Raw genomic sequence first — 25,310 nt, forward strand, 5'->3', positions numbered from 1 at the left:
ACTCTAAACGCCGGGCCGCAGATGGGTGATGTCTCCGGCCGAAACCGTCTCGACCTGCCCGCCGGTGTCGATGCAGAGTCGGCCCAGCTCGTCGATGGCCTGCGCGACGCCGACGACCTCGTGGTCGCCGGGCAGGATCGCCCGCACCCGGGTGCCCAGTGTCAGGCTGTGGTGCTGGTAGTCGGCGAACAGCGCCGGGTCGGCGCCTCCCGCGGTACGCCACGCGTCGATGCGGGCGGCCAATTCGCGAAGGATCCGGTGCGCCAACGCATTTCGATCGATAGCCGACGACCCCAGCATGAGCAGCGAGGTGGCCACCGGGTCGGGTGCCTCGTCGGCGGTCAGCGTCACGTTGAGGCCCAGGCCGACGACGATCACCGGCGCCGGTGCCGCGACTTCGGCGAGGATGCCGGCCAGCTTCCCATCGCCGACCACCACGTCGTTGGGCCACTTCAGCCCGGCGCTGATCCCGGCGACCGCGGCCAGCGCGTCGACCACGGCGACACCTGTGGCCAGCGGCAGCCAGCCCCATCCCGACCGGGGCACCGATGCTCCGCCCACTCCGACGGACAACGCGATCTGCGCGCGCGGCGGCGCCAGCCAGTGCCGGCCGTGCCGGCCCCGGCCGGTGGTCTGGTACTCGGCCATGAGCACGGCGCCGTCGATGTCCTCGCCGTCGCTCGCCCGGGCCAGCAGGTCGGCGTTGGTGGAGCCGGTTTCGTCGACCACGTCGAGCCGACGCCACGGCAGTCCGGGCCCGATCAGCCCGTCGCTGATGACCGCCGCGTCCAACGGAGCCCTGGGATCCATGGACACTCAGCCTAAGACGACGTACTGGATTGGGATCGGAATCTAAGGAACCGCTAAGCTCGACAGCCATGACAAGCGTTTCGGATGCCCATGTCGAAGCCAAGGCCGAGCACGAGATCGACATCCACACCACCGCGGGCAAACTGGCGGAACTGCGCAAGCGGACCGAGGAGACGCTGCACCCGGTTGGTGAGGTTGCCGTCGAGAAGGTGCACGCCAAGGGCAAGCTGACCGCCCGCGAGCGCATCTACGCGCTGCTCGACGAGGACTCGTTCGTCGAACTCGACGCACTCGCCAAGCACCGCAGCACCAACTTCGGGCTGGACCAAAAGCGACCGCTCGGCGACGGCGTGGTCACCGGCTACGGCACCATCGACGGCCGCGACGTGTGCATCTTCAGCCAGGACGTCACCGTGTTCGGCGGCAGCCTCGGCGAGGTGTACGGCGAGAAGATCGTCAAGGTGCAGGACCTGGCGATCAAGACCGGCCGCCCGCTGATCGGCATCAACGACGGCGCCGGCGCCCGCATCCAGGAGGGTGTGGTCTCGCTGGGCCTCTACAGCAAGATCTTCCACAACAACATCCTGGCGTCCGGGGTGATCCCGCAGATCTCGCTGATCATGGGCGCGGCCGCGGGCGGGCACGTCTACTCCCCCGCGCTGACCGACTTCGTCGTGATGGTCGACCAGACCAGCCAGATGTTCATCACCGGCCCGGACGTGATCAAGACCGTCACCGGCGAGGACGTCACGATGGAGGAGCTCGGCGGCGCCCACACCCACATGGCCAAGTCCGGTACTGCGCACTACGTCGCCTCCGGCGAGCAGGACGCGTTCGAGTACGTCCGCGAGTTGCTGAGCTACCTGCCGCCCAACAACTTCACCGACCCGCCGCGCTACCCCGTGCCGGTCCCGGAGGGCGCTATCGAGGACAACCTGACCGACGAGGACCTCGAGCTGGACACGCTGATTCCAGACTCGGCGAACCAGCCCTACGACATGCACGAGGTCATCACCCGCATCCTCGACGACGACGAGTTCCTCGAGGTGCAAGCGGGCTACGCCCAGAACGTCGTGATCGGGTTCGGCCGCATCGAGGGCCGGCCGGTCGGCATCGTCGCCAACCAGCCCACCCACTTCGCCGGTTGCCTGGACATCAACGCCTCGGAGAAGGCGGCCCGGTTCGTGCGGACCTGCGACTGCTTCAACATCCCGATCGTCATGCTGGTCGACGTCCCGGGCTTCCTGCCGGGCACCGACCAGGAATACAACGGCATCATCCGGCGCGGCGCGAAGCTGCTCTACGCCTACGGCGAGGCCACGGTCCCCAAGATCACCGTGATCACCCGCAAGGCCTACGGCGGCGCGTACTGCGTGATGGGTTCGAAAGACATGGGCGCCGACGTGTGCGTGGCCTGGCCGACGGCGCAGATCGCGGTGATGGGTGCCTCCGGCGCGGTCGGGTTCGTGTACCGCCAGCAGCTCGCCGAGGCCGCCAAGAAGGGCGAGGACGTGGACGCGCTGCGGCTGCAGCTGCAGCAGGAGTACGAGGACACCCTGGTCAACCCGTACATCGCCGCGGAGCGCGGTTACGTCGACGCGGTTATCCCGCCGTCGCACACCCGCGGCTACGTCGGGACGGCGCTGCGGCTGCTGGAGCGCAAGATCGCTCAGCTGCCGCCGAAGAAGCACGGGAACATTCCGCTGTGACAGATCAGCACGAGACCCACGAACCGCACATCGAGGTGCTCAAGGGCAACCCGACCGACGAGGAGCTGGCCGCGCTGATCGCGGTGCTGGGCAGCGCTGCCGGCGGCGGGGGCGAAACACACCAGCCCGAGCGCACGCGCTGGGGGTTGCCCGTCGACAGGCTGCGCTACCCCGTGTTCAGCTGGCAGCGGATCACGCTGCAGGAACGGACGCACATGCGGCGATGACCCGCCTCGTGCTGGCGTCAGCCTCCCCGGGCCGCCTGCGGGTGCTGCGCCAAGCCGGTGTCGACCCGCTGGTCGTGGTCTCCGGAGTCGACGAGGACGCGGTCATCGCGACACTGGGACCGAACGCCGCGCCGGCCGAGGTCGTCTGCACGTTGGCTCAGGCCAAAGCCAACCAGGTAGTGGTCGGCCTTGATCCGTCCATCGCATCGGATTGCGTTGTCATTGGCTGTGATTCGATGCTGGAGGTCGACGGCGAGCTGGTGGGCAAGCCCGGCACCGCGGATGCTGCACGGCGGCAATGGCATTCGATGGGTGGGCGGTCCGGGCACTTGCACACTGGACATTGCGTGCTGCGGGTGGACGGCGGCGCGGTGAGCGGATGTGAAGTCGAATCAGCCACTACCACAGTGCATTTTGCCAACCCGACGGAAGCAGACCTGCAGGCCTACGTCGCCAGCGGCGAACCGCTGCAGGTGGCGGGCGGGTTCACGATCGACGGGCTGGGCGGCTGGTTCGTCGACGGCGTCGAGGGCGACCCGTCGAACGTCATCGGGCTGAGCCTGCCGCTGCTGCGGCGCATGCTGGGCCGCGTCGGAGTCTCCCCCGCCGCCTTGTGGACCTGCTGATTGCCGGCCGCAACCGTGACCTAACTGCAATCTGGCGCGCCCGCCGCGGTTGCCGGCTTCGGCCGCAAACCACCCGCACACTGGGCCGATGCCAGTCGAAGAAACCATGTGGGACGTCGGCGTCCCGCGCGACATCGACCGCTACGACACCGAACGCCTTCGCGCCGCACTCGCCGACGTCGTCCGCAACCAGCTCTCACCCGGCAAGCGCCTCCTGCGAGTGGTCGCCTGGAGCCCCAACGGCGGCGCGCTGTTCCGGCCCAAGCCGGGCACCCGCCGCTTCGCGGTGGCGTACGAGGTCGCGCTGGGCATCTGACATCCTCCGTGGTGATCGCAAGCGCGGCGAAGCCGGGCGCAGCGGGTCACCACATAGTTTCCTGGCGGTAGGCTCGATACCGTGCCGCTACCAGCAGATCCCAGCCCCAGCCTGCAGTCCTACGCCCACCCGGAACGGTTGGTCACCGCCGACTGGCTGGCCGGCAATATGGGCAAGCCCGGCCTGGTCATCGTCGAATCCGACGAGGACGTACTGCTTTACGACGTCGGCCACATCCCCGGCGCGGTCAAGATCGACTGGCATACCGACCTCAACGACCCGCGGGTGCGCGACTACATCAACGGCGAGCAGTTCGCCGACCTGATGAACCGCAAGGGCATCTCGCGCGATGACACCGTGGTGATCTACGGCGACAAGAGCAACTGGTGGGCCGCGTATGCGCTGTGGGTCTTCACGCTGTTCGGCCACCCGGATGTCCGGCTGCTCAACGGCGGTCGCGACCTGTGGCTCTCCGAGGGCCGGGAGACGACGCTCGAGGTCCCGACCAAGACCTCGACCGGCTACCCCGTCGTCGAGCGCAACGACGCACCGATTCGCGCGTTCAAGGACGACGTACTGGCCATCCTGGGCTCCGAACCGTTGATCGACGTGCGCTCCCCCGACGAGTACACCGGCAAGCGCACCCACATGCCCGACTACCCCGAGGAGGGTGCGCTGCGCGCCGGACACATCCCGACGGCGGTGCACATCCCGTGGGCCAAGGCCGCCGACGACTCCGGCCGGTTCCGGGCCCGTGAGGAGCTCGAGCAGCTTTACGGGTTCATCAAGCCCGACGACAAGACCATCGTGTACTGCCGCATCGGCGAGCGGTCCAGCCACACCTGGTTCGTGCTGACCCATCTGCTCGGCATACCGGGCGTGCGCAACTACGACGGCTCGTGGACCGAGTGGGGCAACACCGTGCGGGTGCCGATCGTGGCAGGTGACCAGCCAGGAACTGTATGAGCATGCCCGCGCCGCTGGCCGAGGTGGTGTCCGACTTCGCCGAAGTCGAAGGCCAGGACAAGCTGCAGCTGCTGCTGGAGTTCGCCAACGAGCTGCCGCCGCTGCCGGCCGACCTGCAAGAAGCAGCGATGGAGCCGGTACCCGAATGCCAGACTCCGCTGTTTTTGCACGTCGACGCCACCGATCCGCAGCGGGTGCGGTTGCACTTTTCCGCGCCGGCCGAGTCCCCCACCACCCGCGGATTCGCCTCGATCCTGGCCACCGGGCTCGACGAGCAACCCGCCGCCGACATCCTCGCGGTGCCGGAGGACTTCTACACCGATCTCGGCCTGGCGGCGCTGATCAGCCCGCTGCGGCTGCGCGGCATGTCGGCGATCCTGGCCCGGATCAAACGACACCTGCGCGAGCCTTAGACTCTCACCGACAGACTTGTAAGAGAATTTCTTAGAGAAAGCCATCAAGGGAGGCGCAGTGCCTAGTCACGCCAGCTCGAAGATCGCCAAGGTCCTCGTCGCCAATCGCGGTGAGATCGCGGTCCGGGTGATCCGGGCGGCCAGGGACGCCGGCTACCCCAGCGTGGCGGTGTACGCCGAGCCCGACGCCGACGCGCCGCACGTACGGCTGGCCGACGAGGCGTTCGCGCTGGGTGGTCAGACCTCGGCCGAGTCCTACCTGGACTTCGGCAAGCTCCTCGAGGCCGCCGAGAAGTCCGGCGCCAACGCGATCCACCCCGGCTACGGATTCCTTTCCGAGAACGCCGACTTCGCCCAGGCCGTCATCGACGCCGGGCTGATCTGGATCGGGCCCAGCCCGCAGTCGATCCGCGACCTCGGTGACAAGGTCACTGCCCGGCACATCGCCGCCCGCGCGCAGGCGCCGCTGGTGCCCGGCACCCCCGACCCGGTCAAGGACGCCGACGAGGTGGTGGCGTTCGCCAAGGAATACGGCGTGCCGATCGCGATCAAGGCCGCGTTCGGCGGCGGCGGCAAGGGCATGAAGGTGGCCCGCACCCTCGAGGAGATCCCCGAGCTCTACGAGTCGGCGGTGCGCGAGGCGACCGCTGCGTTCGGCCGCGGCGAGTGCTTCGTCGAGCGCTACCTCGACAAGCCCCGCCACGTCGAGGCTCAGGTGATCGCCGACCAGCACGGCAACGTCGTCGTCGCCGGCACCCGGGACTGCTCGCTGCAGCGCCGTTACCAGAAGCTGGTCGAGGAAGCGCCGGCGCCGTTCTTGACTGACGCGCAGCGCAAGGAAATCCACGAGTCGGCCAAGCGGATCTGCAAAGAGGCGCACTACTACGGCGCCGGGACCGTGGAATTCCTCGTCGGCCAGGATGGGCTGATCTCGTTCCTGGAGGTGAACACCCGGCTGCAGGTCGAGCACCCGGTCACCGAGGAGACCGCCGGCGTCGACCTGGTGTTGCAGCAGTTCAGGATCGCCAACGGCGAGAAGCTCGACATCACCGAGGACCCCACCCCGCGCGGGCACGCCATCGAGTTCCGCATCAACGGCGAGGACGCCGGGCGCGGCTTTTTGCCCGCTCCCGGACCGGTCAGGAAGTTCGAGCCGCCGTCTGGCCCGGGTGTGCGGCTGGACTCCGGGGTGGAAACCGGCTCGGTGATCGGCGGGCAGTTCGACTCGATGCTGGCCAAGCTGATCGTCCACGGCGGCACCCGGGAAGAGGCGCTGGCCCGGGCCCGTCGCGCTCTGGACGAATTCCACGTCGAGGGCCTGGCCACCGTGATCCCGTTCCACCGCGCCATCGTGCGTGACCCGGCTTTCATCGGCGACGGCAACGGCTTCTCGGTGCACACCCGCTGGATCGAGACCGAGTGGAACAACACGATCGAGCCCTTCACCGGCGGCGAGCCGCTCGACGAAGAGGACGCCCGTCCGCGGCAGAAGGTGGTCGTCGAGGTCGGCGGCCGCCGCCTCGAGGTGTCGCTGCCGGCCGACCTGGCGTTGTCCAACGGCAGCGGCGGCGACGCGGCCGGGGTCATCCGCAAAAAGCCCAAGCCGCGCAAGCGGGGCGCGCTGGCCGGCGCCGCCGCGTCGGGTGACGCCGTGACCGCGCCCATGCAGGGCACCGTGGTCAAGGTTGCCGTCGAAGAGGGGCAGGAGGTCACCGCCGGCGACCTGGTCGTGGTCCTGGAGGCGATGAAGATGGAGAACCCGGTCACGGCACACAAGGACGGCGTCATCACCGGCTTGGCTGTGGAGGCCGGCGCCGCGATCACCCAGGGCACGGTGCTCGCGGAGATCAAGTAGGCGCGCGCTGGAGCCGGTCCAGATCAACGCGGGCGGGTGGTATTTGCTCCCGCGCGACGACGCCGACCGCTACGGGTGGTCGGTGTGCGAGGCGACGACGGGCGAACCGCAGGCCGATGTGACGCTTGACCCGGTCACCGGCGAGATCACCACCCGCGCCCGCGACGGCCATGACGACGCCGCGGCCGCGGCCGCCGAGGCGGTGCAGCGATTTGCTGTCGCATTGGGGATGCAAACCGGGTCGGCGCAGGAGTAAGGTCGAATCTGGTTGAGTTCACAGCCGCCCGGAAGAACGTCAATGACGTGCGGGGAGGCTTCCAACCAGTTCCCCGCCACGAGGGGCCACCGCTTGACGTGATCCACAGCACGACACTCGTTGACTGATGGAGTCACCAATGTCTACAACTGCAGGATTTGCGGCCACCGCATTTCCGTCTCAACCGTGGGAAAGCCACACCGCCCGTTTCACTGCTCACCGCGGCGCGACGGCGGCTGTGGTCAGCGCGAGCGGCGAGCTCGACGCATCCAACGCGAATCAACTCGCCGACTACGTAGTGCGCTGCGCTGCTTCTACCAAGTCACTGGTCGTGGACCTGAGCGGCGTGGAATTCTTTGGCACCGCTGGTTTTTCGGCGTTGCACACGATCAATGTCCGGTGCGCCGGCGCCGACGTGCGCTGGGCCGTGGTACCCAGTCACGCGGTCTCCCGGCTGCTGCGGATCTGCGATCCGGACAAGACGCTGCCGATCGCGGAGTCGGTGACCGAGGGGTTGGCCGACAACGAAGAGCCGCGTCGCCTACTCCAGCTGATCGCGCAGTCGCGTTAGCGATTTCGCCAGCAAGCGGGACACATGCATCTGTGAGATGCCAACCCGCTCGGCAATCTGCGTCTGCGTCATCGACTCGAAGAACCTGAGCACCAACACCGTTCGCTCGCGCTCGGGCAGCGCGTCCAGCAGCGGGCGCAGCGCCTCGCGGTTCTCGATCCGCTCCAGGCCGGCGTCCACATCACCGAGCGTGTCGGCGATGGCGCGGGCGTCTTCGTCGCCGCTACCGCCACCGCTGTCGATGGACAAGGTGTTGTAGGAGCTGCCCGCCACCAGACCCTCGATCACCTCGGTCCGGTCCATGTCGAGCTCGTCGGCCAGCTCCGACGCCGTGGGCGCCCGGCCGAGCCGCTGGGACAGGTCGGCGGTGGCAGTGCCCAGCCGCAGATGCAGTTCCTTGAGTCGGCGCGGCACCTTGACCGACCAGCTGTTGTCGCGGAAGTGGCGGCGAACCTCCCCCATGATCGTGGGCACCGCGAACGAGACGAAGTCCGATCCGGCGTCGACGTCGAAGCGCACGACGGCGTTGACCAGCCCGACCCGGGCTACCTGGACCAAGTCGTCGCGCGGTTCGCCGCGGCCCTCGAAGCGGCGGGCGATGTGGTCGGCCAGCGGCAGGCAGCGCTCCACGATCTTGTCGCGCTGACGCTGGAACTCCGGTGAATCGGCCGACAGGCTGGCCAACTCACGGAACATATCCGGAACGTCGGCGTATTCATTGGGCCGCGACCCCGAACCGCCGACAGCTCGCGCTGTCACCTGGCAGAGCCCGCCCGTCGCGTCGTCAAGGTGATGCCGAATACGCCACCGGACCCTTCGGGGCCGCGACCGTCGTGGAAGGTCTGGACGTCGTCGGTCAGCGAGGTCAGCACATGCCAGCTGAAACTGCCGGGCGTCACCACATCGGAGGTCTGGCAGGCAGCCGAGGCTTGCACCACCAATTCGCGCTCGCGCGGGTCGACCACCACAACCAGCGTCGCGTCCGGGGCCGCGGAGCGGATCAGCCGGGTACACACCTCGTCGACCGCCAGCCTCAGGTCGGCCACCGCATCGAAATCAAGGTCCTCGAAGGCACCGACCGCGCCGACCAGAGTGCGCAGCATCGCCAGATTCTCCAGCCGGGCGGCCACCCGAAACTCGATGGCACGGTCGCCTCGTTGCTGGGCGTTACCTGATGCTTCGGTAGCGGTCATCTGGCCTCCCGGCAATATTTGACTGAGACTACCCCCGCGTTCGAGCCGGTTAGTCATGAGCGCCCGCCGGTTAGTCGCGAGCACCGCCGGGTATTCCACCCGCCATGGAGGAGGCCGACACCACGGAAGTTCGCCGCACGCGACGACTTCGGCGCGCCGCGGTGATCGCGGTGATCACGCTGCTCGTCGTGGTCTTGGTGGCGATCGGGATCTACGTGATCGCGTTTGTGATTCTGGCCCCGATGCTCGGCTAGCCGGGGTGCTGCGCCGTTGCCGGCTGCTGTTGACGTCATCATTGTGTAGACCTGATACCCCTTCGCCGCGGCGAGCGAAACCCAGGAGTGTGCGATGGACAACCGCGATCCCCTGTCCGACGAGGTTCCCGTCGCCGACGCCGTCGAGCAGGAGCAGGAAACCACGCCCGAACCCGAGGTGCCCGAGGTGGAGATTCCACCGATCGAGACCAATGCCTCGGACTGGCAGGAGCAGCGTCAGGAGGTTGCCGACGAGGACGACCGCGACTTCTACCGCGAGTGAGCCCTCCCAGACCTACGCTGGTGCTATGACGCAAATTCTGGTGCGGGCGGTCGTGGTCATGGTGTCGTGGGCGATCGGGCTGCTGGTGGCCGCGTGGGTTGTTCCCGGTGTGGCCGTGTCGGCGTCGGGATTCATTGTCGCCGTAGCGCTTTTCTCGATCGCGCAGGCGCTGCTGTCTGCGTTGATCTTGAAGTTGCCCCATGCCTATGCGTCGCTGGTGCTCGGCGGCACCGGCCTGGTGTTGACGGTTGCCGCGCTGGGTCTGGCCGCGGCGTGGACCGACGGGTTGAGTTTCCGCGACATCGCCTCCTTCGCCGCGGCGACGGTCGTGGTGTGGCTGGTGACCACGATCGGCGCGATTTGCCTTCCCGAGGTGTTTGCCCGCACAGACGTAGGCCCTGTCTGAGTAGCATTTGTGTCACCTGGTCCGACGACGGAGGAGAGCTGATGGGCGACACGCATCACAATCCGACGGATCCATTCCGGACCACCCAGCCGCACGCCGGCATCACGATGAAAGACAACTTGTTCTGGCCCGGGTTCATCCTGCTCGCCGTCGCCATCGCCGGGATGATCAGCACGGTGGCCGTCGCCGCCTACCGACATTACGAGTGGCTCTCGGCAACCGTCGCGATCGCCGTGCTCGGAACGATCGCCGGAGCGCTGTGGTTTGTCATCGAACTACGCCGGGTGGCTCGCATAGAGCAGCAGTGGAAGTCCCGGCAGTCCTCAGCCAGCTAAGGCCGGACCCGCGATCGGCGGGGCGCCCATCGTCAGCGTGAGCAGCATCAGCATCAACAGGAACCATCCCGCGCCCTGCCACGCCCACCAGGTGCCCTCGTCCCGCCAAATGCGGTAGGTGCGGACGAATGCCCACAGCCCACCGGCCAACAAAATGGCCGGAGCACCGAACGCCAGCAACGTGCGCTGCGGCGCGCCGCAGGCCGCCGTGTCGACAGCCATCACACCGTTGCAGGTGCTGACCCATAGCGCCGCAACGATCAAAAACGCCACTCCGGCGACGCCAGCCAGCACAGCGAACCGCACGGCCGACTGGACGTCGCGGTCCTGAAGACCCAGGTGGTCGCCACCTGAGCGCTGACGTGGTTTTTGCATCTGCGAACCTCTATCTTGCTTTCGGCTGCTTTTTGATGCATCGGCAAACCGGCGACTTGGGTTACATCGCCGGGCCTAGACCCGACCTCAGCGAGCTTGCCGGGGGTATACCCGATGGTAGAAGGCGGTAAACACGTCGCGGACGGCGTCCAGCGCCTCGTTGATCTCGGCACGCGAGACGGTCAGCGCCGGCCGGAAGCGCACGCCGTCGGCCCCGCTGGGCAGCACGATCACCCCGCGTTGCCACAGCTCGCGGATCACCTCGTCGCGCTCGGCGGCGCCGGGCAGGCTGAACGCGCACATAAGGCCACGGCCACGGACGTCGAGCATGGCCGCGGGGAAGTCGGCGGCGAGTTCGTCGAGCCCTGACCGCAAGTACCGGCCCTGGGCGGCGGCGTTGGCGAACAGCTGCTCGGATTCGATCACCTCCAGCACGCGGCGCGCCCGGACCATGTCGGTGAGGTTGCCGCCCCACGTGGAGTTGAGCCGGGAGTTGACCGCGAACACATTGTCGGCGACCTCGTCGACGCGCCGTCCGGCCATCACCCCGCACACCTGGGTCTTCTTCCCGAACGCGACGATATCCGGCGCGACGCCCAATTGCTGGTAGGCCCAAGCGGTTCCGGTCAGCCCGCAGCCGGTCTGCACCTCGTCGAAAATCAGCAGGGCGTCGTGCTCGTCGCACAGTGCGCGCATGGCGGCAAAGAACTCCGGGCGGAAGTGACGGTCGCCGCCTTCGCCCTGAATCGGCTCGGCGATGAAGCAGGCGATGTCGTGCGGATGGGCTTCGAAAGCCTTGCGGGCCTGGCGAAGCGACTCGGCTTCGGCCGCAACCACATCGGTGTCCACGCGGATCACCGGCGCGTCGATACGCGGCCAGTCGAATTTCGGGAAGCGCGCCACGTTAAGCGGGTTGTGGGTGTTGGTCAACGACAGCGTGTAGCCGCTGCGGCCGTGAAACGCCCCGCGCAGGTGCAGAACCCGGGTGCCGAGCGCGGGGCCGATGCCGCGCGCCTCGTTGTGCCGGCTCTTCCAGTCGAAGGCGATTTTCAGCGCGTTCTCCACCGCCAGGGCACCGCCGTCGATGAAAAACAGGTGCGGCAGCGCCGGATCGCCCAGCACCCGCACGAAGGTCTCGACGAAGCGGGCCATCGGCACCGAGTACACGTCGGAGTTGCTCGGTTTGTTGATCGCGGCGTGTGCGAGTTCGGCGACGAAGTCGTCGTCGGCGGCCAGCGCCGGGTGGTTCATGCCCAGCGCCGACGACGACACGAACGTGAACATGTCCAGGTAGCGCCGGCCGGTGCGGGCGTCGACCAGATACGAGCCGGTTGAGCGCTCCAAATCGAGCACCAGGTCGAAGCCGCCGAGCTGGATGCTGCGGCCCAGCACGTCGAGGACGCGGTCGGGCTGCAGCTGTTCGTCGGTGGGCGCCAGCACGGTCATGCCCCGATTTTAGCAATATGTTTACGTTTTCAAGCGGGCCACACCGTAAGAGTTACGGCACAAACTGCCTGCTAGTGTAAAAAGTGCGTAGAATGATCGTGCTTCGCGTCCGAACGTTGGCCGTGGTCCGGATCCGCTGTAGGAGGTCCTCCAACGCCCGCGCGGACTCGACACGGACCAGCAGGATGTAGCTCTCCTCGCCGGCCACCGAGTGACACGACTCGATCGCCTCGATGTGTTCGAGGCGGGCGGGCGCATCATCGGGTTGGGAGGGATCGAGAGGAGTGATGGCCACGAACGCCGACAGCAGGTGCCCGACCGCTTCGGGGTCGACCCGTGCCGAGTACCCGGTCACCACGCCGCGCTCCTGGAGGCGACGCACCCGCGACTGGACCGCCGACACCGACAGGCCGGCGGTGGCGGCCAGGTCCGAGAGCGTCGCGCGCCCGTCGGCGACCAGCTCGCGCACCAGGGTCCGGTCGATGTCGTCGAGAGCCATGGCCGGACGATAGCCGACGATGAGTGCTGCGAAAAAGCTTGCGGCCTGGCAGCTGCGGGAGCGATTCGCCGCCGGGTTGTCGGCGATGTACGGCCGCGAGGTGCCGGCCTATCCGACGTTGGTGCAGGTCAGCACCCAGGTCAACCGGGAATACGTGAAGCGGCATCGCGATGCCGAACGTCTGGGGTCGTTCGACCGGGTGACCGCCGAGCGGCACGGGGCGATCCGGGTCGGCACGCCGGCCGAGTTGGCCGCCGTCGCCGACCTGTTCGGCGCGTTCGGCATGGTCCCGGTGGGCTACTACGACCTGCGTGAGGCGGCGTCGCCGGTTCCGGTGGTATCCACGGCCTTTCGACCGGTCGATGCAGAAGAGTTGGCGCGCAACCCGTTTCGGGTGTTCACGTCGATGCTGGCGCTGCGGGATGCGCGGTTCTTCAACACCGGCCTGCGTACGAGGGTGCAGGAATTCCTGGCGCGGCGGCAGTTGTTCGACCCGGCGTTGATCGCTAAGGCGCGCGTGATCGCCGCCGAGGGCGGATGCTTGGCAGGCGAGGCGGACGAGTTCGTCGGGCAGGCGGTGGCGGCGTTCGCACTGTCGCGCGAGCCCATCGACAAGTCGTGGTACGACGAGCTGTCTCGAGTGTCGGCGGTGGCCGCCGACATCGCCGGGGTGGGCTCCACGCACATCAACCACCTCACGCCGCGGGTGCTCGACATCGACGAGTTGTACCGGCGGATGACGGCGTGCGGTATCGCGATGATCGACGCGATCCAGGGACCGCCGCGCACCGACGGGCCGCAGGTGTTGTTGCGCCAGACGTCGTTTCGCGCGCTGGCCGAACCACGGCGGTTCCGCTGCGACGACGGCTCTGTTGTCGACGGCACTGTGCGGGTGCGCTTCGGCGAGGTCGAGGCCCGCGGGGTGGCGCTGACACCGAAAGGTCGCGAACGCTACGACGCCGCAATGGGGAGCGACGACCCGGCAGCGGTGTGGGGCCAGTACTTCCCGTCGACCGACGAGGAGATGGCCGCCCAGGGACTGGCCTACTATCGCGGCGGCGACCCGGCCAAACCCGTTGTCTACGAAGACTTCCTACCGGCATCGGCGGCCGGCATCTTCCGGTCCAACCTGGACCGCGACGCGTCGACCTGTGACGCCTCCGACGACTCCGGCTACAGCATGGACTGGATGGCCGGCTCGATCGGCCGGCATATCCATGACCCTTACACCCTCTACGACGAGGAGACCGCCGCATGAGCTTGCCCACCGCCGACGAACTGCGCACGCGGGTGCGCCACGCGCTGGGCGCGATCGGCGCTGACGTCGCGCTCGGGGAGCCGGGCGGGCACGGCCTGCCGGCCGGTACGCCGATCACGGGCGACGTGCTGTTCACCGTCGACTCGGCTGCCGACGCCGACAGCGCGATCAGCGCTGCGGCGCAGGCGTTTTCGGTATGGCGGGCCACCCCGGCGCCGGTGCGCGGCGCCCTGGTGGCCCGGCTCGGCGAGCTGCTCACCGCGCACAAGGAGGAGCTGGCCACGCTGGTCACCGTCGAGGTCGGCAAGATCACCGCCGAGGCGGCCGGCGAGGTGCAGGAGATGATCGACGTCTGCCAGTTCGCGGTCGGGCTTTCGCGTCAGCTCTACGGCCGTGTCATCGCATCGGAACGGCCGGGGCACCGGCTGCTGGAGACCTGGCATCCGCTGGGGGTGGTCGGCGTGATCACCGCGTTCAACTTTCCGGTCGCGGTGTGGGCGTGGAATACCGCGGTGGCGCTGGTGTGCGGCGACACCGTGGTGTGGAAGCCGTCGGAGTTGACGCCGTTGACGGCGCTGGCCTGTCAGGCGCTGCTCGAGCGGGCAGCCCGTGATGTCGGTGCGCCTTCCGGGGTGAGCGGTCTGGTGCTGGGTGATCGCGAGGTCGGCGAGCAGCTGGTTGACGACGAGCGGGTCGCGCTGGTGTCGGCGACGGGCTCGGTGCGGATGGGCCGCGAGGTCGGGCCGCGGGTGGCGTCGCGGTTCGGCCGGGCGCTGCTGGAGCTGGGCGGCAACAACGCAGCGATCGTCACGCCGTCGGCCGACCTGGATTTGGCGTTGCGCGCCATCGTGTTTGCCGCCGCCGGCACCGCCGGGCAGCGCTGCACCAGCCTGCGCCGGCTGATCGTGCATCGCTCGGTGGCCGACGACGTGGTGGGCCGCATCGCGGCGGCGTACCGGCAGCTGCCGATCGGCGACCCCTCGGCGCACGGCACACTGGTCGGCCCGCTGATCCACGAGACCGCCTACCGCGACATGGTGGGCGCGCTGGAGCGGGCCCGCGCCGACGGCGGGCAGGTAACGGGCGGTGAGCGCCACCATCTCGGCCCGGAAAGCGCCTACTACGTCGCGCCGGCGCAGGTGCGGATGCCGGCGCAGACGGCGATCGTGGCCACCGAGACGTTCGCGCCGATTCTCTACGTGCTGACCTACGACGATCTCGAACACGCGATAGCGTTGAACAACGGAGTGCCGCAAGGTCTTTCGTCGGCGATCTTCACCACCGACATGCGCGAGGCGGAACGCTTCATCGACGGCTCGGACTGCGGCATCACCAACGTCAACATCGGTACCTCCGGCGCCGAGATCGGCGGCGCTTTCGGCGGCGAGAAGCACACCGGCGGCGGCCGGGAGTCCGGCTCGGATGCGTGGAAGGGCTACATGCGTCGCGCCACCAACACCGTCAACTACTCCGACGAGCTGCCGCTGGCCCAAGGCGTGCAGTTCACCTAGCTTCGCGGCCCTGCCGGCTGCGCCCATAGGCGCCGCGCCGCAACTCGCTCAGCCAGGCCGGTGCCAGCCCGACGTCCACCGGACTGTGGATGGTGGGGTCGAACACAAGGTCGCGCGTTTCGTCGCCGGCCAGCAGGCGATTGAGCGTGAGCTGGCCCAGCATCTCGAAACATCCTGTTCCGCAGGCTTGGTCGACTGCGAACAGCAGTCCTCCGTCGTCGACCTGGTTGCGGACGCTGTCCAGCGACACCCCGGCGTCGGGAATTCCGGTGACCAGCCGGGCCCGGATCCACCAGTAGCTCTGCTCGTAGCGAAGCGGCATCAGGCTGGACAGCGTCACACCCGACCACGACGTCACCGGCCGCAACCCGACACGGGTGAGCAGCCTGTCACCGGTGGACGCCAACAGCACGTCCCAGCCGGTCGGCGGGTAGGAGGATGCCGGCATCTTCCAGGCCAGGCCGACGATGTCGGGCAGCGCACCCGGAGTCCCAATACCTTTGGAGATCCGGGCAACCACCTCGCTGGAGGTGATCGGCAGCCCCTGCCCTGGCGGGGCCCACCGCTCGATCCAGCCGCCGGCGAACACCCCGTCGGGGTGAAACACCCGGCGGCCGCGAAGCGCCGCCGCCCACCGAAATGGCGTGGTGACCAGGTCGGAGAACGCGATGGTCATCAGGCCGGCACCGAATCGGTTTCGCGGTCCCAGGCACGGTGCTTGGCAAGCGCGGCCGCGAACGCCGCGAAGAAGTCGTCGGAAAGGTCGTCCGCGGCTGCTGTCGTCGTCACAACGCCATGGGAGTCAACAACTTTCGCGTTCTCGGCGGTCTGCTCGGCGATCCCGGCTTTCGGCAGTAACTCGACTCCGGCGCCGAAGGCGCCGACCGGCTTGAGGTGCTTGTACGCCTCGGTGACGAAATGCATGGCGTCGCCGTCCGCGGCGAGTGCCTTGATGGCGTCCGGCCCGCACGGCACCACCACCGCGTCGTAGAGCACCGACGCCACGCTGTTGATGGCGCGGTCGACGGCAATCTCACCGCCCGAGCCGCCCGACAGGCTGCCGCCGCCGACCGGAGCCAGCACCTCCGGGATGGCGCCGCGCTGCCGCATCGCCCGGATGAGCCGGTCCGTGCCCGCCACGTCCACTCCGTCGGCGGCCAGCACCGCGATCTTGCGGCTCTCGATGCTGTCGGTGGCGGTGTTGAGTTGCGAAAGCGCCGGCGAGGCAGGCATTTTGTCGTCGACGGGCGCTTCGTCGGGCACCGGCAGCCCGAGTTGTCCCGCGACCTGCGCGGCCAGGTCGTGGTCAACCATGTTCAGCTGTTCGACCACCCGCGCCCGGATCTCGACGGTTTCCACGTGGCCGAGCTCGAACGCGTAGGCGGCCACGATGTGTTTGGCCTCGACCGGCGACATGCTCTTCCAGAACATCCGGGCCTGACTGTAGTAATCCTGAAAACTCTTGGCGCGCTGGCGAATCTTGTGCCCGTCCACCTTCTGGGTGTAATGGCGGAACACATCCTCGTCCGCCAGTGCCGGGCAGCCGCCGCCCAGCGAGTTCTTGTAGTAGCTCGACTTGCCTTTCGGAATGGCGATTTGGCCGTAGCCGTCGTGCTGGTTGGTGCGCACCTCGGCCACCGGCCGGTTGACAGGCAACTGAGCGAAGTTCGGCCCGCCCAGGCGGATCAACTGGGTGTCCAGGTAGGAGAAATTGCGGAACTGCAACAGCGGGTCGTTGGTGAAGTCGATGCCGGGAACCACGTTGGCGGTGTGGAACGCCACCTGCTCGGTTTCGGCGAAGAAGTTGTCCGGGTTGCGGTTGAGCACCATCTTGCCCACCGGTCGGACCGGAACCTGTTCTTCCGGAATGATTTTCGTGGCGTCGAGCAGGTCGAAGTCGAAGTTGAACTCGTCACTTTCCGGTACCAACTGCACACCCAACTCCCATTCGGGGTACTGGCCGGCCTCGATGGAATCCCACAGGTCGCGGCGGTTGAAGTCGGGGTCCTTGCCGGCAACCTTCTGGCATTCGTCCCAGACCAGGGAGTGCACACCGAGGCGCGGCTTCCAGTGGAATTTCACAAACGTGCCTTCGCCTTTGGCGTTGACCAGACGGAAGGTGTGTACGCCGAAGCCCTGCATCATCCGGTAGCTGCGCGGCAACGACCGATCCGACATCAGCCACATGATGGTGTGCAGCGTTTCCGGCTGCAGCGACACGAAGTCCCACAGCGTGTCGTGCGCGGACTGGGCCTGCGGAATCTCGTTGTGCGGCTCGGGTTTGACGGCGTGCACGAAGTCGGGGAACTTGATCCCGTCCTGGATGAAGAACACCGGAAAGTTGTTGCCGACGAGGTCGTAGTTGCCCTGGTCGGTGTAGAACTTGGTGGCGAAACCCCGCACGTCGCGCACCGTGTCCGCGGATCCGCGCGAGCCCGCCACCGTCGAGAACCGCACGAACACCGGCGTCTGCTTACCGGGCGTCGTCAGGAATTTCGCGACGGTGTAGTCGGCAAGCGAGTCGTCGTACGGCTCGAAATAGCCGTAAGCGCCGGCACCGCGGGCGTGCACCACGCGTTCGGGGATGCGCTCGTGGTCGAAGTGGGTGATCTTTTCCCGGGCGTGGAAATCCTCCAGCAGGGTGGGCCCGCGCTCGCCGATGCTCAGCGCGTCGTCGGTGTGGTCGACCCGAACACCTTGCTGTGTCGTCAGGTAGCCGGTGTCCCGTTCGACGCGGTAGTCGTCGAGCTGCTGCTGCTTCGGATTTGCGTTCTTGTCAGCCATTGCGTCCCTTCCCGGAATAGGAATCCCAGGCCTGAGTACCCAAGTGGGCCTTAGGCAAACGGCGCATGCTCACCGCCGCGGCCGGGTTTGCTCGCCGGGACCGCGTTATTGACGGACACGTAACCCGAGCAAACGGGCTGAACCTTGGCGACTATCTGAAGCCAGCGAAATCGGTGTGGAAGTACCATCGAGCGCATGCGAACGCCTAGGCGCCGGTTATCTCCTGACGACCGGCGATCAGAGTTGCTGGCGCTTGGCGCGGAGGTCTTCGGTCAGCGACCTTACGACGAGGTCCGCATCGACGAGATCGCCGAACGCGCGGGGGTCTCGCGCGCGCTGATGTACCACTACTTCCCGGACAAGCGGGCATTCTTCGCCGCGGTGGTCAAGGCGCAGGCCGATCAGCTGTTCGAGACCAGCCATAACCTGCCGTCGCCCGGCCAGTCGCTGTTCGAGGAGGTGCGGACCGGCGTGCTGGCCTACATGCAGTACCACCAGGAGCATCCGCACGCGGCCTGGGCCGCCTATGTCGGGCTCGGTCGTTCCGACCCGGTGCTGCTCGGCATCGACGACGAGGCCAAGGATCGCCAGATGGAGCACATCATGCGGCGCATCCTCGAGGTGGAGGGCCCGGACCACAAGCTCGAACCGGACGTCGAGCGGGATTTGCGGGTCATGGTCCACGGCTGGTTGGCCCTCACCTTCGAGGTGTGCCGGCAGCGGATCATCCACCCGTCCACCGACGCCGGCCACCTCGCCGACGCCTGCGCGCATGCGTTGCTCGACGCGGTCGCCCGCGTGCCCGGGATCCCCGAGCGGCTCGCCAAAGCGGTGGCGCCCGACCAGCGCTGAGTGCCCGCCCGAGGTTTGCCAGTTGAGGCCACGCTAATTCGGCAAACGTTCAACAGCTTCGACGTAGCATCGCAATATGGCAGGGCGCAGGCGTCGGTTGTCCCCGGATGACCGGCGCTCGGAGTTGCTGGCGCTGGGGTCGCAGGCCTTCGGCGAGCGCCCCTACGACGACGTCCGCATCGACGAGATCGCCGAACGCGCCGGGGTGTCCCGCGCCTTGATGTATCACTACTTCCCCGACAAGCGCGCGTTTTTCGCGGCCGTCGTCAAGCACGAGGCCGAGCAGCTGTACGCCGCGACCGAGAATCCGCCAGACCCGGGGGGCACGCTGTTCGAGCGGGTGCGCGCCGGTGTGCTGGCGTACGTGGACTACCACCAGAACCATCCGCACGCGGCCTGGGCGGTGTATGTGCGGGCCGGCCGCTACGACCCGGTTCTGGTCGAAATCGACGACGAGGCCAAGAACCGCCAGATGCAGCGCATCATGGGTGCTGCCTCCGCGCTGGTGCCGGGAGGGCTCAGCAACGGATTTGCGCCGGCGGTCGAGCGTGACCTGCGGGCGGCGGTGTTCGGCTGGCTGTCGTTCACCTTCGAGATGTGCCGGCAGCGGATCATGGACCCGTCGATCGACGCGAACTACCTCGGCGACACCTGCGCGCATGCGCTGCTGGATGCGATCGGCCGGGTCCCCGACATTCCCGCCGAGCTGGCCGCGGCGGTCGCGCCGGAGCGACGGTGATGTCGGTGCCTGTTGGCACCATGGTCAGATGAGCTCGGATCCGCTCGCACGGTTCAGCGCCGTCACCCGCGACTGGTTCGCCGGGACCTTCGCGGCGCCGACGCCCGCGCAGGCCGAGGCCTGGGCGGCCATCGCCGACGGCCACCACACCTTGGTGATCGCGCCGACGGGCTCCGGCAAGACGCTGGCCGCGTTCCTGTGGGCCATCGACCAGTTGGCCGGGTCCGCCGACCGCGGGCCGGGTACCCGGGTGCTCTACGTGTCGCCGCTGAAGGCGCTGGCCGTCGACGTCGAGCGCAACCTGCGCGCCCCGCTGGCCGGCATGACCCGGGTGGCCGAGCGACGGGGGCTGCCGGTCCCGCAGATCAGCATCGGGCTGCGATCGGGCGACACTCCGCCTGCGCGCCGTCGCCAGCTCGTCAGCACGCCGCCCGACGTCCTGATCACCACCCCCGAGTCGCTGTTTTTGATGCTGACGTCGGCGGCGCGGCAAACCCTGGCCGGCGTGCAGACGGTGATCGTCGACGAGGTGCACGCCATCGCCGGCAACAAGCGCGGCGCTCACCTGGCGCTGTCGCTGGAGCGGCTGGACTCGCTGACCGAGCGGCCGGCCCAGCGGATCGGGCTGTCGGCCACCGTGCGCCCGCCCGAGGAGGTGGCCCGGTTTCTGGCCGGTGCGGCCCCGGCGACCATCGTGTCTCCGCCGGCCGCCAAGACCTTCGAGCTGTCGGTGCAGGTTCCGGTCCCCGACATGACCAACCTGGCCGACAACACCATCTGGCCCGACGTCGAGGCCCGGCTGGTCGATCTGATCGAGGCGCACAACTCGACCATCGTGTTCGCCAACTCGCGCCGCCTGGCGGAGCGACTTACCGCGCGGCTCAACGAGATTCACGCCGAAGTCTGGGGCGACGGGTTGACGGCCGGGCCCAACCCGCAAGTCGCCGGCGGCGCGCCGGCACAACTGCTGGGCAGCGGTCAAAGCTACGGCGCGCCGACCCTCCTGGCGCGCGCCCACCACGGCTCGGTGAGCAAGGAGCAGCGCGCCGCGGTCGAGGAGGACCTGAAAAGCGGGCGACTCAAAGCGGTGGTCGCGACGTCGAGCCTGGAGCTGGGCATCGATATGGGCGCGGTCGACCTGGTGATCCAGGTGGAGGCGCCGCCGTCGGTGGCCAGCGGCCTGCAGCGCATCGGCCGGGCCGGGCACCAGGTCGGCGAAATCTCCCGGGGGGTGGTGTTCCCCAAGCACCGAACCGATTTGATCGGTTGCGCGGTCACCGTGCAGCGCATGCTCGACGGCCAGATCGAGACAATGCGGGTACCCACCAATCCGCTGGACATCCTCGCCCAGCACACCGTGGCGGCGGCCGCGCTCGAGCCGCTCGACGCCGACCGCTGGTTCGACACCGTGCGGCGCAGCGCGCCGTTCGCGACGCTGCCGCGCAGCGCGTTCGAGGCGGTGCTGGACCTGCTGGCCGGCAAATACCCGTCCACCGAGTTCGCCGAGCTGCGCCCGCGGCTGGTCTACGACCGCGACTCCGGGACGTTGACGGCGCGGCCGGGCGCACAGCGGCTGGCGGTCACCTCCGGCGGCTCGATCCCCGACCGCGGGCTGTTCACCGTGTGGCTGGCCACCGAAAAGCCTTCGCGCGTCGGGGAACTCGACGAGGAGATGGTCTACGAGTCGCGGCCCGGCGACGTGATCTCGTTGGGGGCCACCAGCTGGCGGATCACCGAGATCACCCACGACCGGGTGCTGGTGATCCCGGCACCGGGCCAACCGGCCCGCCTTCCGTTCTGGCGCGGCGACGACGTCGGTCGTCCCGCCGAGCTGGGCGCCGCGCTCGGTGCGTTCACCGGCGAACTAGCCGGCTTGGACCGGGTGTCATTCGAAAAGCGTTGCACAGAACTGGGTTTCAACGACTACGCGACCGAGAATCTGCGTCGGCTGCTGGAGGATCAGCGCGCCGCCACCACCGTCGTGCCCACCGACACCAACCTGGTGGTCGAGCGGTTTCGCGACGAGCTGGGCGACTGGCGGGTGATCCTGCACTCGCCCTACGGGCTGCGGGTTCACGGCCCGCTGGCGCTGGCGGTCAGTCGCCGGCTGGCCGAACGCTACGGCATCGACGAGAAACCCACCGCCTCCGACGACGGCATCGTGGTGCGCCTGCCCGACACCGATGCCGCCGAGCCGCCGGGCGCCGAGCTTTTCGTGTTCGACCCCGACGAGATCGACCCGATCGTCACCGCAGAGGTGGGCGGTTCGGCGCTGTTTGCGTCGCGGTTCCGGGAATGCGCGGCACGTGCCCTGCTGCTGCCGCGCCGCCATCCGGGCAAGCGCTCGCCGCTGTGGCACCAACGGCAGCGCGCGGCGCAATTGCTCGACGTGGCACGCAAATATCCCGACTTCCCGATCGTGCTGGAGACCATCCGGGAATGTCTGCAGGACGTGTACGACGTGCCGATGCTGGCCGAGCTAATGGGGAGGATCGCCCAGCGCCGGGTGCGGGTGGCCGAGGCCGAGACCGCGACGCCGTCGCCGTTCGCGGCCTCGTTGCTGTTCGGCTATGTGGGGGCCTTCATGTACGAGGGCGACAGCCCGCTGGCCGAACGCCGCGCCGCCGCACTGTCGCTGGATGCCACGCTGCTGGCCGAGCTGCTGGGCCGGGTCGAGTTGCGCGAGTTGCTCGACCCGGAGGTCGTGGCCGCCACGGCCCGGCAGTTGCAGCACCTGTCGGCAGACCGGGTGGCCCGCGACGCCGAGGCCGTCGCCGACCTGCTGCGGCTGTTGGGCCCGCTGACCCAAGAGGAGGTCGCCGCCCGGGCCGGCGGCGCCGATGTCGGCGGCTGGCTGGAGGGACTGCGCGCGGCCAAACGCGCGCTGACGGCGTCGTTCGCCGGACAGACCTGGTGGGTGGCCGTCGAGGACATCGGCCGGCTGCGCGACGGCGTCGGGGTGGCGGTGCCGGTCGGGGTGCCCGCGAGCTTCACCGATGCGGTCGCCGACCCGCTGGGCGAGTTGCTCGGCCGCTACGCGCGTACCCATGGCCCGTTCACCACCGCCGAGGCGGCCGCGCGGTTCGGTCTGGGCCTGCGGGTGGCCGGCGACGTGCTGGGCCGGCTAGCCGCTGACGGGCGGCTGGTGCGCGGCGAGTTCACCGTGGATGGGGACCAGTGGTGCGACGTCGAGGTGCTGCGGATTTTGCGGCGCCGCTCGCTGGCGGCGCTGCGCGCCCAAGTGGAGCCGGTCAGCACGGCCGCCTACGCGCGGTTCCTGCCGGCCTGGCAGCACGTCGGCTCGCCGGACAATGCGGGCATTGACGGGCTGGCCACGGTGATCGATCAGCTCGCCGGTGTGCCGCTGCCTGCGTCGGCGATCGAGCGGCTGGTGCTGGCGCCGCGGGTGCGGGACTACTCGCCCGCCATGCTCGACGAGCTGCTGGCTTCCGGGGAGGTGATCTGGTCGGGCGCCGGGTCGATCTCGGGTTCGGACGGCTGGATCGCTTTCCATGCGGCCGAGTCGGCGCCGTTGACTCTTCAGCCCGGGACCGAGATCGACTTCACCGACGCCCACCGCGCCATCCTGGACACCCTGGCCGGCGGCGGCGCGTTCTTCTTCCGCCAATTGGCTACCGACATCCCGGAGGGCGAACTGAAAGCCGCGCTGTGGGAACTGATTTGGGCCGGCTGGGTCACCGGTGACACGTTCGCGCCGGTGCGGGCGGTGCTCGGCGGCGGCCCGGGCACCCGCAAGCGGTCCAGCCCGGCGCATCGGCATCGCCGCGCGCCCCGGCTGAGCCGCTACAGCGTCGCTCACGCGGCCACCCGCGCCACCGACGCGACGGTGGCCGGCCGCTGGTCGGCGCTGCCGGCACCCGAGCCGGATTCCACGCTGCGCGCCCACTATCAGGCCGAGCTGCTGCTGGGCCGCCACGGCGTGCTGACCCGGGGCGCGGTCGCCGCCGAGGCGGTTCCCGGCGGGTTCGCCACGCTGTACAAGGTGCTGACGGCGTTCGAGGACGCCGGCCGCTGCCAGCGGGGCTACTTCGTGGAGTCCTTGGGCGGCGCGCAGTTCGCCGTCGCCTCGACGGTCGACCGGCTGCGCAGCTACCTCGACGGTGTGGACCCACAGCGGCCCGCCTACCAGGCGGTGACGCTGGCCGCCGCCGATCCGGCCAACCCGTACGGCGCCGCGCTGCCCTGGCCGCCCACCGACGGCGCGGCCCGGCCCGGCCGCAAGGCCGGGGCGCTGGTGGTGTTGGTGGACGGTGCGTTGGCCTGGTTTGTGGAACGCGGCGGCCGGACGCTGATGAGCTTCACCGACGACCCCGAAGCGGCCAATGCCGCGGCCGCGGCGCTGGCCGATCTGGTCGGTGCCGGACGCGCCGAGTCGATCCTGGTCGAGCGAGTCAACGGCGTACCGGTGCTGCAGTTGCAGGATTCACCGGTGCACGGGGCGCTCACCGCCGCCGGTTTCGCGCGCACACCCCGCGGGTTGCGGTTGCGGTAATGCCCGAGGGCGACACCGTCTGGCACACTGCCGCCGTCCTGCGCGACGCGCTGGCCGGAAAGACGCTGACCCGCTGCGACATCCGGGTGCCGCGGTATGCGACCGTCGACCTGACCGGGCAAACGGTCGACGAGGTGCTCAGCCGGGGCAAGCACCTGTTCGTCCGGGCCGGGCCGGCCAGCATCCACTCGCATCTGAAGATGGACGGCAGCTGGCGGGTCGGTCGCCATCGTGTCGATCATCGGGCACGAATCATCCTGGAAGCTGGCGGTATTCGGGCTGTCGGCATCGATCTCGGTGTGCTGGAGATCCTCGACCGGGAACACGACCAGGACGTGGTGGCACATCTGGGCCCCGACCTGTTGGGCGACGACTGGGATCCGCAGGTCGCGGCGGCCAATCTGACGGCCGACCCGCACCGGCCGCTCGCCGAGACGCTGCTGGACCAGCGGGTGATGGCAGGCATCGGCAACGTCTACTGCAACGAACTGTGTTTCGTCACCGGCCTTCGGCCCACCGCCCCGGTCAGCGCCGTCGCCAACCCGCAGCGGCTGGTCGCTCGGGCCAGAGACATGTTGTGGGCCAATCGTTCCCGGTGGGCGCGCTGCACCACCGGCGACACCCGCCCCGGACGCCAGCTCTGGGTGTACGGGCGGGCGGGACTGGGCTGCCGTCGCTGCGACACCCCGATCGCCCACGACCAGACCGGCGAGCGGGTTGCCTACTGGTGTCCAACCTGCCAACGCTGAATGACCAAGTCGCCCACACGGTTCTGGCATGCGATGATCCTCCCGTGCGTTCGCCACGGTCCGCGCGGCTTGTCCTCGCGGTTGCGCTAGTTGGCCTTGGAGGCCTGGCCGCTCCGACTGCGCATGCCGACGCCGTCGACGTCAACTTCCTGTCGGCGCTGAAGTCCAAGGACATCAACTTCGCGTCACCGCAAGCCGCGATCATCGCCGGTCACGAGGTATGCGATGAACTCGATCTCGGCAGGCAGAAAAGCGATGTCGCCTCCGACGTGATGAACAACAGCAATCTCGACGGCTACCACGCCGGGTTTTTCGTCGGCGCCAGCGTCGGAGCGTTCTGCCCGAGGCATGCCGGGTAGCGCTG

General features: G+C 68.6%; 27 protein-coding genes and 1 pseudogene. 20 read left to right on the forward strand and 8 right to left on the reverse strand.

From position 1 onward, the window contains the following. Nucleotides 1-3: 3 nt before the first annotated feature. A complete protein-coding gene (locus G6N47_RS01925) occupies nucleotides 4-810 on the reverse strand; it encodes a biotin--[acetyl-CoA-carboxylase] ligase (protein ID WP_083129957.1) in 807 nt (268 codons plus the stop codon). 68 nt (nucleotides 811-878) lie between these two features. On the opposite strand from G6N47_RS01925, the gene G6N47_RS01930 reads away from it, so the two are divergent. The 9 genes and pseudogenes from G6N47_RS01930 (at nucleotide 879) to G6N47_RS01970 (ending at nucleotide 7,749) form a co-directional block, all read left to right on the forward strand. Then, the gene (locus G6N47_RS01930; RefSeq protein WP_083129958.1) at nucleotides 879-2,519 is read left to right on the forward strand and encodes an acyl-CoA carboxylase subunit beta; all 1,641 of its coding nucleotides are present in this window, start codon (nucleotides 879-881) and stop codon (nucleotides 2,517-2,519) included. A gap of 17 nt (nucleotides 2,520-2,536) precedes the next feature. After that, nucleotides 2,537-2,746: pseudogene (locus G6N47_RS01935) on the forward strand (acyl-CoA carboxylase subunit epsilon); the annotation flags it as partial. Then, the gene (locus G6N47_RS01940) at nucleotides 2,743-3,372 is read left to right on the forward strand and encodes a Maf family protein (protein WP_083129960.1); all 630 of its coding nucleotides are present in this window, start codon (nucleotides 2,743-2,745) and stop codon (nucleotides 3,370-3,372) included. The pseudogene G6N47_RS01935 and the gene G6N47_RS01940, both read left to right, overlap by 4 nt. 88 nt (nucleotides 3,373-3,460) lie before the next feature. Continuing rightward, a complete protein-coding gene (locus G6N47_RS01945) occupies nucleotides 3,461-3,688 on the forward strand; it encodes a hypothetical protein (protein WP_232080101.1) in 228 nt (75 codons plus the stop codon). Between the two features lie 81 nt (nucleotides 3,689-3,769). Next, nucleotides 3,770-4,654, forward strand: coding sequence for a sulfurtransferase (locus G6N47_RS01950; RefSeq protein WP_083129961.1), 885 nt, complete (start codon nucleotides 3,770-3,772; stop codon nucleotides 4,652-4,654). Next, nucleotides 4,651-5,067 (forward strand): SufE family protein, encoded by a 417-nt coding sequence (locus G6N47_RS01955; protein WP_083129962.1) that lies wholly within the window; start codon nucleotides 4,651-4,653, stop codon nucleotides 5,065-5,067. The genes G6N47_RS01950 and G6N47_RS01955 overlap by 4 nt, the downstream gene beginning before the upstream one ends. Before the next feature lie 58 nt (nucleotides 5,068-5,125). Next, entirely contained in the window at nucleotides 5,126-6,922 is a 1,797-nt protein-coding gene (locus G6N47_RS01960) for an acetyl/propionyl/methylcrotonyl-CoA carboxylase subunit alpha (RefSeq protein ID WP_083129963.1), read from the forward strand. Between the two features lie 43 nt (nucleotides 6,923-6,965). After that, entirely contained in the window at nucleotides 6,966-7,178 is a 213-nt protein-coding gene (locus tag G6N47_RS01965) for a hypothetical protein (RefSeq protein WP_232080102.1), read from the forward strand. Between the two features lie 127 nt (nucleotides 7,179-7,305). Next, the gene (locus G6N47_RS01970) at nucleotides 7,306-7,749 is read left to right on the forward strand and encodes an STAS domain-containing protein (RefSeq protein ID WP_372517493.1); all 444 of its coding nucleotides are present in this window, start codon (nucleotides 7,306-7,308) and stop codon (nucleotides 7,747-7,749) included. Here the strand turns inward: G6N47_RS01970 and G6N47_RS01975 are convergent. After that, nucleotides 7,720-8,508, reverse strand: coding sequence for an RNA polymerase sigma factor SigF (locus G6N47_RS01975; protein ID WP_083129966.1), 789 nt, complete (start codon nucleotides 8,506-8,508; stop codon nucleotides 7,720-7,722). The two genes, G6N47_RS01970 and G6N47_RS01975, sit on opposite strands and share 30 nt — an antisense overlap. Continuing rightward, nucleotides 8,505-8,942 carry an ATP-binding protein gene (locus G6N47_RS01980; RefSeq protein ID WP_083129967.1) on the reverse strand — a complete coding sequence of 146 codons (438 nt, stop codon included), beginning with the start codon at nucleotides 8,940-8,942 and terminating at the stop codon, nucleotides 8,505-8,507. The genes G6N47_RS01975 and G6N47_RS01980 overlap by 4 nt, the downstream gene beginning before the upstream one ends. 104 nt (nucleotides 8,943-9,046) lie before the next feature. On the opposite strand from G6N47_RS01980, the gene G6N47_RS29125 reads away from it, so the two are divergent. From G6N47_RS29125 to usfY, 4 genes are all read left to right on the forward strand, one after another. After that, complete coding sequence (locus tag G6N47_RS29125) at nucleotides 9,047-9,196, forward strand: hypothetical protein (protein WP_169717232.1); 150 nt, start codon at nucleotides 9,047-9,049, stop codon at nucleotides 9,194-9,196. A 94-nt stretch (nucleotides 9,197-9,290) separates the two neighbouring features. After that, a complete protein-coding gene (locus tag G6N47_RS01985; RefSeq protein ID WP_083129968.1) occupies nucleotides 9,291-9,479 on the forward strand; it encodes a hypothetical protein in 189 nt (62 codons plus the stop codon). A gap of 25 nt (nucleotides 9,480-9,504) precedes the next feature. Beyond that, nucleotides 9,505-9,885 (forward strand): phage holin family protein, encoded by a 381-nt coding sequence (locus G6N47_RS01990; RefSeq protein ID WP_083129969.1) that lies wholly within the window; start codon nucleotides 9,505-9,507, stop codon nucleotides 9,883-9,885. A gap of 41 nt (nucleotides 9,886-9,926) precedes the next feature. Then, entirely contained in the window at nucleotides 9,927-10,220 is a 294-nt protein-coding gene (usfY, locus tag G6N47_RS01995; RefSeq protein ID WP_232080103.1) for a protein UsfY, read from the forward strand. Here the strand turns inward: usfY and G6N47_RS02000 are convergent. The 3 genes from G6N47_RS02000 to G6N47_RS02010 form a co-directional block, all read right to left on the reverse strand. Next, the gene (locus G6N47_RS02000) at nucleotides 10,209-10,595 is read right to left on the reverse strand and encodes a hypothetical protein (protein ID WP_083129970.1); all 387 of its coding nucleotides are present in this window, start codon (nucleotides 10,593-10,595) and stop codon (nucleotides 10,209-10,211) included. The two genes, usfY and G6N47_RS02000, sit on opposite strands and share 12 nt — an antisense overlap. 87 nt (nucleotides 10,596-10,682) lie before the next feature. Continuing rightward, nucleotides 10,683-12,041, reverse strand: coding sequence for an L-lysine 6-transaminase (gene lat / locus G6N47_RS02005; protein WP_083129971.1), 1,359 nt, complete (start codon nucleotides 12,039-12,041; stop codon nucleotides 10,683-10,685). 52 nt (nucleotides 12,042-12,093) lie between these two features. Further along, nucleotides 12,094-12,540, reverse strand: a complete 447-nt coding sequence (locus G6N47_RS02010) for an Lrp/AsnC family transcriptional regulator (RefSeq protein WP_083129972.1) — start codon at nucleotides 12,538-12,540, stop codon at nucleotides 12,094-12,096. Between the two features lie 19 nt (nucleotides 12,541-12,559). Between G6N47_RS02010 and hglS the strand changes: the two genes are divergently transcribed. Together hglS and amaB are read left to right on the forward strand one after the other, a co-directional pair. Then, nucleotides 12,560-13,798 (forward strand): 2-oxoadipate dioxygenase/decarboxylase, encoded by a 1,239-nt coding sequence (gene hglS, locus G6N47_RS02015; RefSeq protein ID WP_083129973.1) that lies wholly within the window; start codon nucleotides 12,560-12,562, stop codon nucleotides 13,796-13,798. Further along, nucleotides 13,795-15,309 carry an L-piperidine-6-carboxylate dehydrogenase gene (gene amaB, locus G6N47_RS02020; RefSeq protein WP_083129974.1) on the forward strand — a complete coding sequence of 505 codons (1,515 nt, stop codon included), beginning with the start codon at nucleotides 13,795-13,797 and terminating at the stop codon, nucleotides 15,307-15,309. The genes hglS and amaB overlap by 4 nt, the downstream gene beginning before the upstream one ends. On the opposite strand, the gene G6N47_RS02025 is transcribed toward amaB, so the two are convergent. Further along, nucleotides 15,302-15,979: a phosphodiesterase gene (locus G6N47_RS02025; RefSeq protein ID WP_139799370.1), complete on the reverse strand. Its 678-nt coding sequence runs from the start codon at nucleotides 15,977-15,979 to the stop codon at nucleotides 15,302-15,304. The two genes, amaB and G6N47_RS02025, sit on opposite strands and share 8 nt — an antisense overlap. A gap of 5 nt (nucleotides 15,980-15,984) precedes the next feature. Then, the gene (locus G6N47_RS02030) at nucleotides 15,985-18,093 is read right to left on the reverse strand and encodes a catalase (RefSeq protein ID WP_083129976.1); all 2,109 of its coding nucleotides are present in this window, start codon (nucleotides 18,091-18,093) and stop codon (nucleotides 15,985-15,987) included. Nucleotides 18,094-18,288: 195 nt separating this feature from the next. Here G6N47_RS02030 and G6N47_RS02035 point away from each other — a divergent pair, with 195 nt between their 5' ends. The 5 genes from G6N47_RS02035 (at nucleotide 18,289) to G6N47_RS02055 (ending at nucleotide 25,305) form a co-directional block, all read left to right on the forward strand. Beyond that, nucleotides 18,289-18,945 (forward strand): TetR/AcrR family transcriptional regulator, encoded by a 657-nt coding sequence (locus tag G6N47_RS02035; protein WP_083129977.1) that lies wholly within the window; start codon nucleotides 18,289-18,291, stop codon nucleotides 18,943-18,945. A gap of 76 nt (nucleotides 18,946-19,021) precedes the next feature. Next, nucleotides 19,022-19,684 (forward strand): TetR/AcrR family transcriptional regulator, encoded by a 663-nt coding sequence (locus G6N47_RS02040; protein WP_083129978.1) that lies wholly within the window; start codon nucleotides 19,022-19,024, stop codon nucleotides 19,682-19,684. A gap of 28 nt (nucleotides 19,685-19,712) precedes the next feature. Beyond that, a complete protein-coding gene (locus G6N47_RS02045; RefSeq protein ID WP_083129979.1) occupies nucleotides 19,713-24,197 on the forward strand; it encodes an ATP-dependent helicase in 4,485 nt (1,494 codons plus the stop codon). Next, the gene (gene nei2 / locus G6N47_RS02050) at nucleotides 24,197-24,946 is read left to right on the forward strand and encodes an endonuclease VIII Nei2 (RefSeq protein WP_083129980.1); all 750 of its coding nucleotides are present in this window, start codon (nucleotides 24,197-24,199) and stop codon (nucleotides 24,944-24,946) included. Before G6N47_RS02045 ends, nei2 begins: the two co-directional genes overlap by 1 nt. A 44-nt stretch (nucleotides 24,947-24,990) precedes the next feature. Then, complete coding sequence (locus tag G6N47_RS02055; RefSeq protein ID WP_083129981.1) at nucleotides 24,991-25,305, forward strand: DUF732 domain-containing protein; 315 nt, start codon at nucleotides 24,991-24,993, stop codon at nucleotides 25,303-25,305. Nucleotides 25,306-25,310 lie beyond the last annotated feature (5 nt).

This window comes from Mycobacterium branderi, assembly GCF_010728725.1.
Classification (GTDB): domain Bacteria; phylum Actinomycetota; class Actinomycetes; order Mycobacteriales; family Mycobacteriaceae; genus Mycobacterium; species Mycobacterium branderi.